Genomic DNA, 6,884 nt, shown 5'->3' with positions numbered 1-6,884 from the left:
ACGGCCGTCATATTGATATAGGAGATACCGCGTTTACGGACATTACGTTCGTCGAACATGGTAAGACCGAGCGGCGTACCCACGTATACGAAGCAGCTATCGCTGTACACCGCGTTAATGATACTGGAGTTAAGGCCGTCGTTGGCAGTAATGGTGTTGGCGACACGGTAATTGCCGGGTGTGATATCTATTTTACAGAGGCCTTTTTCGGTGCCGGCCCAGAGGGTATTGCCATCGGCGTAGAGGCAACGGCAGGCGGCACTGGCCAGGCCGTTGCCGGTATTAAAAACGGCGCAGATCTTATTATTGCGATAACCTATTATACCGCTGCCATTGGTGCCCACCCAGAGGGTACCGTCGGCACTTTCGGCAAAGGTGGCTATCTGGCTCCTGAATACCGGAAATTGTTCACCGAGGAAGCGTGTTCTACCATCGGCAGTACGCAGGTACAAGCCGTTGAGTGTACCGATATAATAATCGTTGCGCAGTTTGTAACCCGCACTGGTCCTGCCCGGGAAAAGGACATCATCGATATGGTTATTTTTCCAGTTAAACAGGAAGATACCGTAGTGACTTGCGACCAGCAGCGTATCGCCGAATACCTGTATGGTTTTGCAATAGGAGATGCTGTCGTTGCCAAATCTTTTCAGGTTGAGGAAATTGGAGCTGCTGTTGTGAATTAAGGTACGGTCGGGTATACGGCCAAGAAAGGAATGGTCCACCCGGAACGATTGCGCGTTGGTGACGGCATCGTTATGAAAGAAACGTTCATGCACCGGTTGGGTTTTCCAGTACAGGTTGTTGAGCCCGGCGATATAGATATCGGATCCTAATTTGTGGATATGCCGGATATAGGTAGTGCCTTTTTCATTAGCGGCAAAGAGGTTGCGGAAGCGGTTGGGGCTGATCTTGAATACGCCGGCGCCTTTGGTGGCAAACCATAGATTTTGTTCCAGGTCCAGTAGCACATGGTCGATGTAATAATCGGGAAAATACCGGACCGGGTTTGTAAAATGATCGGCTTGTAACAGGTCTATGCCTTTTCCATGACGGTAGATAAAGACCTGTGTACTGTCGATGAACACGGTATAGCTTAACGGGTGGGGTAAGGGAAGCGTCCAGGCTTCCTGTCCATCGGGGGCCAGGACCCGGATACGGTAGCCATCATTAAAAACGTAATATTGTTTGCCATTGATCCGCCTTGTGGTACTGTAATACCACTTTTTGCCGACGCGTCGCGCTACTGCAGGCGGAAAACGGACCAGGTCGCAAGTAATTAAATTATTGTCAGAGACAATATTATATAAAGGCAACCGGTCGCGCTGCCCCAGGAAGTCGGAGCCGGCCGGGAGGGTGCTTACCCGGTTGTCCGGTGAGATAACGTGGGTGTATTGCTGCTCCTGGATAATGATATCGCCCCGGTCGTTTTCTGCGATACAGTTGAGCAGGTCACGCAGGACTATCTTTTTTAATACCGTATCGTTTTGCTGGTTATGGATCTTGCCGTTTTCGTAATAACAGATGGCAGTTTTGAAAGGTTTGATCCATATCCTGCCCCGGCTATCGATATGCAGGGTCAGGATATCGTTGGCCGGTAAACCATCCTCCATGGTGAAGGTCTTAAAATTGACGCCATCGAAACGGCAGAGGCCCGCTTCGGTACCGAACCAGATAAAGCCGTCTTTAGTTTGCGCTATACAATAAACGGTCGATCCCGGCAGCCCGTTACCGGTATCATAGTGGCTATAGCTGTATGCCTGCGCATGAACCCTGAAGCTCACCGGGAGCAGGATACACAGTAATAGGAATAAAGATCGCATGAACGGCGGGCCTGTTTGCCCGAAAATAAAATTATTTTCTTACTTATAAGGCCGTTTCGCTGCTAACTTTATAACTGAGGAAATTTATTTTATTTTGCTTGTTTTGCCGCGGGTAAACGCTATTTGACGAGCCCGAGCTGGATCGCCACTTTAAGCAGTCCCACGGTATTTTTTACATCCAGTTTCTGGATCAGGCTGCAGCGGTGGTTTTCAGCTGTACGGTAACTGATAAACAGTTTTTCTGCAATTTCTTTGGTGGTATATTCTTCGGCGATCAGTTGCAATACCTCTTTCTCTCTTTGCGTAAGCCCCGGTAATACAGCCTGTTCGCTGTTTTGCTGGCGAAAGCCGATTACATGCTGCAACAGTTGTTCCTTTAAGCCCGGTTCGATATAGCTATCGCCCCGGTACACGGTTTCTATAGCTTCGGCCAGTGTGGCCGGCCCGGCGCCTTTAAGCAGGTATCCCAAACAGCCGCGGCGCAGCATCGAACTTACCATCGCCGGTGCATCGAGACTGGTAAGCGCCAGGATGCGCACCTGCGGATAATCTTTCCGGATCTGGGGAACCAGGTCTTTGCCGGAGCGGTCGGGCAGCAGGATATCGAGCAGTAATACATCGGGTTGATGAAATTTGAAACCCTCCATCAGTTGCGCAGCGCTGTTGTAAGCATGTTGCACCACGATACGGGGAAAGGCCTGCAACAGGGTGGTCACCCCGCTGATAACCATGGGGTGATCGTCGGCTATAGCGATATAAATATTGTCCATTGTACTTGGGTTTACGCTGTGGTTCAGAGGTTCAGTTCTATAGTTACCGATGTGCCGTGTGGCGTACAGGCATGTATGTCCATATTGCCTTCCAGGGCTTTTATTCTTGTTCGTATACTTTTAAGTCCCATTTTATCCGGTCCGGGGGCTTCGGCCGGCATGCCGGTGCCATCGTCTTCTACGGTAATACTCAGTATGCCTTTGCGATAGCTGAGCTGTACCAATGCGTTTTGGGCATCGGCATGTTTAATAATGTTTTGTACCAGTTCCTGGATTACTCGGTAAATGCTGACCTCGATATCGGAGGCCAGGGGCGGTATATCACCATAGTGCTGGAAGCGGAACCGGATACCGGTCAGCTTTTCGGCATTGCGGCAAAAGTAAAGTACGGCCGATACCAGTCCTTCTTCCAGCAGGGTATCGGGCATCAGGTTATGGGCGGTTTGCCGCAGTTGCCGGCTCGTATGGTTCAGTTGGTCTACGATGCTCCGGTATCCTTCGGCGTCGCGTATGCTGGGATGCGCCATGGGTAAGGCTTCCATGCCCATTTTTACGATAGACAGCTGCACCATGATGTCGTCGTGCAGTTGGCGGCCTATACGGCTACGCTCTTTCTCTTCGCCTTCGATTACTGCTTTGAGTTGTTGTACCTGTTGCTGTTGCCGGGCTGTTTTGGCTTTCTGCAATTGCAGCCTTTGTTTCTGCGAAAGCCAGGCCGCCAGTACCAGCAGGATCAGGGTGCCTCCCGTTATCCACATGATCCAGATATTCTTTTTGCGAAGGCCCGCTTCTGCAATGGCCAGCTGGAGCTGCTTTTCCGCCAGTACTTTATTTTTCTCGGCAGTAAGGTAGCGTGTTTGCAGTACATTCAGGTTTTTTGTATTCTCCATCTTGTACATACTGTCGTTCAGTTTGGCAGCCATCGACCGGTAGCGGTATGCATTTTTATAATCGCGGGCCGAGTCATAAATCTCGGCAAGGTTTTCATAGTTGTCCAGCAGCGCACGTCCTGATATCCCGGCCTCTTCCGACAGTTGGATCGCTTCGGTTATATACCGGGCCGATGTGGTATAAGCACCTTCCAGGAAGTAGGCCAGGCCGAGCCCCGACATATTGTTGGATTTATCCCTGGCATTGGCCCCGCTTTGTTCCAGGGCATGACGGAACAGGGGGATCGCGGCCCGGGTGTCTTTTTGTTTCAGACAAATCATGCCTTTCAGGTAGGCAATATCCCTTTCTTTCCTGGCGCCTGTAAGGGGCATGGCCTCCATCCTGGCAATGTCGCGGGCTGCGCTGTCGAGGTTGCCTTTGGTAATGCTTATACTTGCCCGGCTGTTCAATGCATCGAACAAGGGCTGGGGCAGTCCTGCCGAATCGCTGATGCGGATCGTGGTACGGATATAGGGTACGGCTTCTTCATATTGCCCGAGCACATAATGTATCGCGGCCAGGTTACTGTTCAGTATAGCCAGTTCCCGGGCATCTTTTATATTGTATTGTAAGACTGTAGTTAACGCCTTGTAATAATAAACCAATGCGCTGTCGTACTGGCCCTGTACCGAAAAGGCAGCCGCCATATCGGTATGCAGCAACAGCAATAAGGTTGATCTTACGTTTATAGCACGTGCGCAATAGGGCGCTGCATTGCGATAGTACCGCAGTGCCTGCTTGGGTTCGCTCCTGGCCATCATATACACACCACCTGTCCAGAGCAGGGCCGTAGCCATGCCATCGGGGAACTGCATGCGTTTGCTGTCTTCGTACACGATACGGCATAGTGCCAGCGCGCTGTCGGGATTACTGGTATAAAGACGTTCGATCAGGCGCAGCTCGGCTTCCATTTTATCCAGTGCTGCTTTGCTTACCGGAGGCTGTACCTGGCGTTCTATAAACGATTCTATAAACGAGGACTGGGCATGCGCCGGCCAGGGCAAAAGCAGGAGAAGGAGTAATAGTATCGGGCGGCAGCGCATAATATCCAGGTTTCAGGTACGGGACAGGGTCGGTCTTTCAGGTAATGCAAGTTAGTTTTTTTACATAAGAAGCCAATAGGGGTTTACCCTCATTTATTGATAAACACGGGATTAAACCATTGCTTTTCCCCCTTGGTCCGGTTAAATTTGTGTACATCCCTTTTGAACGGATCAATGCCTATGAAAAAGAACTACCTGCTGCTGTGCATCCTTTTGTTTTGCTTGAATGCAGTGACGACAACGCGGGCCCAGGAAGCGCCGCCGGCTATCCGCTGGCAACGTACCCTGGGCGGATCGGGGGGCGATATCCTTTTTGCAATGACCGCTACACCGGATAAGGGTTATATCCTGGGTGGCTATTCCAACTCGCCGGTATCCGGCGAAAAAACACTTGCAGGGCCCGGTGGCGGCGACTACTGGATCATAAAGCTCGACAGCGCCGGTGCGATCAGCTGGCAAAAGACCTTCGGCGGCACCGAAGAAGATGTGGCAAGCGATATCATTGTGTGTGCCGATGGCGGCTACCTCGTTTCCGGAACTTCCAACTCGGGTATAAGCGGGAATAAAACCGATACCAGCCGCGACGATCCGGCCTTTGCCGCTTTTTCCGGCGGCGATGTATGGCTTATCCGGCTCGATACCGCGGGCAATATATTATGGCAGAAGACCTATGGCGGTTTATATACCGAAGGCCGGGGAGCGGCAACCATGACCGACGACAGCATCACTGCCATGTTTCATATTACCCGGGTGGCGCCTACACCCGATGGCGGTTTTATTGTAGGCACCTCCTCCAGTTCGGGTATCAGCGGCGATAAAACGGAAATTAACCGGACGGAGAATAATCCATCCTGGGGTATGCTTTATTTTATTTTCGCAGACTACTGGATATTCAAGATCGATGCTTCGGGTAATATGCAATGGCAAAAGACCTTTGGCGGCGAAGACCACGACCGGCTCAGTTGTATACGGCCTACGCCCGATGGCGGTTACCTGGTTGGCGGCACTTCCGAAGCCACTTTCCTGGCTATAGCCGGTACCAATATATCCGGCGGTGATAAAACCGATACAGTAAGGGGCAGGGCCGATTACTGGATACTGAAGCTCAGTAGTACCGGTGCTATTCAATGGCAAAAGACGATAGGCGGCGCGGGCGAAGACCGCCTGGTAAGTATGGATCTTACTACCGATGGCGGTTATATACTGGGCGGCTACTCCAACTCCGGCATATCGGGCGAAAAGACCGATACCTGCCGGGGCACCTTCGACTACTGGATATTAAAACTCAGCAGCACGGGCGCCATCCAATGGCAAAAGACGATTGGCGGGAACGGCGCCGATCTTTTATCCGGTATCAGGCAGATACCCGGTGGCAATTACCTGTTGAGCGGCGCTTCGGCCTCCGGTTCCTCCGGCGAAAAGGCAGGTAACGGTTATGGCGGTACTACCGATTTCTGGTTGCTGAAGCTCGATCCTGCAGGCCAGATCATCTGGCAAAAAACACTGGGTGGTACCAGCAGCAGCCTGGAGCTGCTGGAGATGCCCGCCGACCTGTTGCCTACCGACCAGGGATATATCGTAGCCGGTATATCCGACTCCCGCATTTCCGGTACCAAAACGGACAGCTGCCGCGGGGGCAACGACTACTGGATACTCAGCCTGGCAAGCTGTAGCGCCGATACCTCCTGGGTTAATGCATCTTTTTGCCACAACAACAGTTATACTTTGCCTGGCGGTATGGTAGTCTATACGCCCGGTACGTATTATAGCGTACTGGCCGCTGTTACCGGCTGCGACAGTACGGTAGCCACAATACTTAGCCAGCAGGCGCCTGCTATTACAGTAAGCCGTACGGGCAATAGCCTGCAGGTCACACCCACTGCGGGCGCTACCTATCAATGGTTCGACTGTAATGCCATGGCGGCTGTGAATGGGGCTACCAGCGCGGTATTCCAGCCGGCTGTGGCAGGCTACTACGCCGTAGCGGTAAGCCTTGGCGATTGTGCAGATACCTCGATGTGTTACGCGGTACAGCCCACCGGTATTACCGGTGCAGTAACACAGGACCTGTTATTGTATCCTAACCCGGCCACCAACCAGGTGTACCTCCAGGTGCCCGATCAGTATGGCAGCGTGGCACAGGTACAGCTTTTCGAACTGGGCAGTGGCCGCAGCACGGGGCAGGCAGCCTGCACGCGCTTGTCTGCCACCCGCTACCGCTTAAGCCTGCAGGGCATTGCGGCCGGCAGTTATATCGTAGTGGTCCGTACACCCGGGGCCGTTTTACGTTATCGTCTGCAGGTATTGCCCTGATCCCGTTT

At 52.2% G+C, this 6,884-nt stretch carries 4 protein-coding genes; 1 reads left to right on the top strand and 3 read right to left on the bottom strand.

Translation table 11 applies throughout. The features are described 5' to 3' along the window. From B0I18_RS19045 to B0I18_RS19035, 3 genes are all read right to left on the bottom strand, one after another. On the bottom strand, positions 1-1,820 hold a 1,820-nt coding region (locus B0I18_RS19045), incomplete at its 3' end, for a ligand-binding sensor domain-containing protein (protein WP_146146809.1). Positions 1,821-1,939: 119 nt separating this feature from the next. Beyond that, on the bottom strand, positions 1,940-2,590 hold the full coding sequence (locus tag B0I18_RS19040; RefSeq protein WP_106524335.1) for a response regulator: 651 nt from the start codon (positions 2,588-2,590) through the stop codon (positions 1,940-1,942). Between the two features lie 23 nt (positions 2,591-2,613). After that, positions 2,614-4,563, bottom strand: a complete 1,950-nt coding sequence (locus tag B0I18_RS19035; RefSeq protein WP_106524334.1) for a tetratricopeptide repeat-containing sensor histidine kinase — start codon at positions 4,561-4,563, stop codon at positions 2,614-2,616. A gap of 180 nt (positions 4,564-4,743) precedes the next feature. Between B0I18_RS19035 and B0I18_RS19030 the strand changes: the two genes are divergently transcribed. Then, entirely contained in the window at positions 4,744-6,876 is a 2,133-nt protein-coding gene (locus B0I18_RS19030) for a T9SS type A sorting domain-containing protein (protein WP_106524333.1), read from the top strand. The last annotated feature ends 8 nt before the right edge of the window (positions 6,877-6,884 follow it).

This window comes from Taibaiella chishuiensis, from assembly GCF_003014535.1.
In the GTDB taxonomy this organism is placed as follows: domain Bacteria; phylum Bacteroidota; class Bacteroidia; order Chitinophagales; family Chitinophagaceae; genus Taibaiella; species Taibaiella chishuiensis.
Note: the sequence above shows the minus strand (reverse complement) of the source record. Positions and strands in the feature narration are given on the sequence as shown.

Coding starts and splice junctions, on each gene's coding strand:
- B0I18_RS19035 (WP_106524334.1), bottom strand. CDS start 4,563: ATGCGCTGCCGCCCGATACTATTACTCCTTCTCCTGCTTTTGCCCTGG.
- B0I18_RS19040 (WP_106524335.1), bottom strand. CDS start 2,590: ATGGACAATATTTATATCGCTATAGCCGACGATCACCCCATGGTTATC.
- B0I18_RS19030 (WP_106524333.1), top strand. CDS start 4,744: ATGAAAAAGAACTACCTGCTGCTGTGCATCCTTTTGTTTTGCTTGAAT.